Origin of the sequence: Acinetobacter sp. YH12145 (assembly GCF_013418335.1) — a bacterium.
In the GTDB taxonomy this organism is placed as follows: domain Bacteria; phylum Pseudomonadota; class Gammaproteobacteria; order Pseudomonadales; family Moraxellaceae; genus Acinetobacter; species Acinetobacter amyesii.
In genome coordinates, this window is the sequence record NZ_VPCE01000029.1 from 1 (window position 1) to 1707 (window position 1707).

The 1707-nt window shown below is 39.5% G+C and carries 1 protein-coding gene; it reads right to left on the reverse strand.

Features of this window, described 5'->3' with window-relative positions; genetic code table 11:
- Positions 1-453: 453 nt before the first annotated feature.
- Positions 454-744, reverse strand: a complete 291-nt coding sequence (locus FTU80_RS16280) for a hypothetical protein (RefSeq protein WP_180086118.1) — start codon at positions 742-744, stop codon at positions 454-456.
- Positions 745-1707 lie beyond the last annotated feature (963 nt).

Sequence of the window (1707 nt, forward strand, 5' to 3'; positions counted from 1 at the left end):
TCCTCCTCCTCCTCGTAGCTCGTCGTCGTCGTCATTGCTCACAGTTATTTTCATTGTGTCGGCAAAGCCTAAAAATTAACTGGATAAATCAAAAGGGAGCTGTAATCAGGGAAAAGAGGCTTTGAAATTAAATTACGTCCGTTCGCTCATAGACATTCGCTCTATAACACCCCCAAACACCCCATAAATAAAAAAATGCCCAAAACGTAGATAAAGGGCATTGTAAACAGGGGATATATAACTAACTTGTAGCTAAAAGCTGAAATTCAAGCAAATCAGATAAAAACTTGTTTACTGGTGGGAGCACTGCCGTTGGATGAAATCAAATGGCTAAGTGCGCCCTTTGGGGTCTAAGGGGTCGAACCCCTTACAAGTCCTGTATATACAGGTAGGCTTGCTTATTGTCATCGTTGCGGGCGGTGCAGCTTGCGAGCCCTCAGCCTGCCACCGTCCTCACTTCGACAAGGAATCAATAAAATCCTTGTTATCCGTTATAAGACCAGTAAAAGCAGCGTCCACAATAGAGCGATCATCTAAAACCTGAAATTCTGTCAATTCGGAAAAAGAATAATAATCCCCATCATCTACAGAAAACTCATGATCACCATGAAGATGTAAAACAACCGAAGTAACCTCACCATCACTTTGATAAGTTATTCCACCCAAACAAATACTATATGAAACTTTTTTGCCTAACAAATCTTTTAAGTGTTCAACTGTTTGATTTATCTCAATATTTTTCATTTAAAAAAACTCTATTTAATTAAATATTCAAGTATTAGTGACTTATCATTATGGTGAGAGTTGGAGAAGATCAGGGAATACTCACCCTAGAGCACTAAAAGCACCCTAAGCAGTATCACCCGAACAATGTAAGGCATCACTACGGAGCCGAGCCATCGCTTCACAGGAGCGCATCACAGCGTAATGCTGCGCTTGTTTTGGTTAGGGCTTACGTCACCCCCTGAACACGTCCAAAACCGCCTATAAACGCCTTTTAATGATCACCGCAAGGGATTACCCCAATATACTCACGATCAGCGTTTTATGACTACTCATGCCGTTGTCTGCTTTGTTCAGATCCCCCAGTAGCAGACTTAAACCTAAAATGCGCTGGCGTCACTGTACCTCCCACCCACATTAAGGACGGAAATTAATTATTTGAACGGATTAAGAACGAAAGAGGGATTTATTTTAATTCTACGAACGTTATAATCATATAACAGCACGGAGATTTAATCTTGAATCTTATATCGAGTTGGTAGCTCATATAACTTTCGTTATTAATTATTATCAGTAATTAATAACCGTGCACCCAATATAAAACTAAAGCCGATCATAAATCAATATGGTCGGTTTTTTTTATGGGAAATATTTTTAGTTTGGAAGTTAATTTTAACTTCCATTTCTGTTTTGGAAGTTAATTCCGTCATGGATCGGATACCGTTACCCCCATCTTATTAGTGGGGGTATTCACAGTTTTCTTTCTAACCCCCACTGTAAAGTAGTGGGTATTGGATGTTTTTTGTTCTATTTCTTGGATTATATTAAGTCAGGAGAATAATAAAAACAATCGCGCTTCCTCCTCCTCCTCGTAGCTCGTCGTCGTCGTCATTGCTCACAGTTATTTTCATTGTGTCGGCAAAGCCTAAAAATTAACTGGATAAATCAAAAGGGAGCTGTAATCAGGGAAAAGAGGCTTTGAAA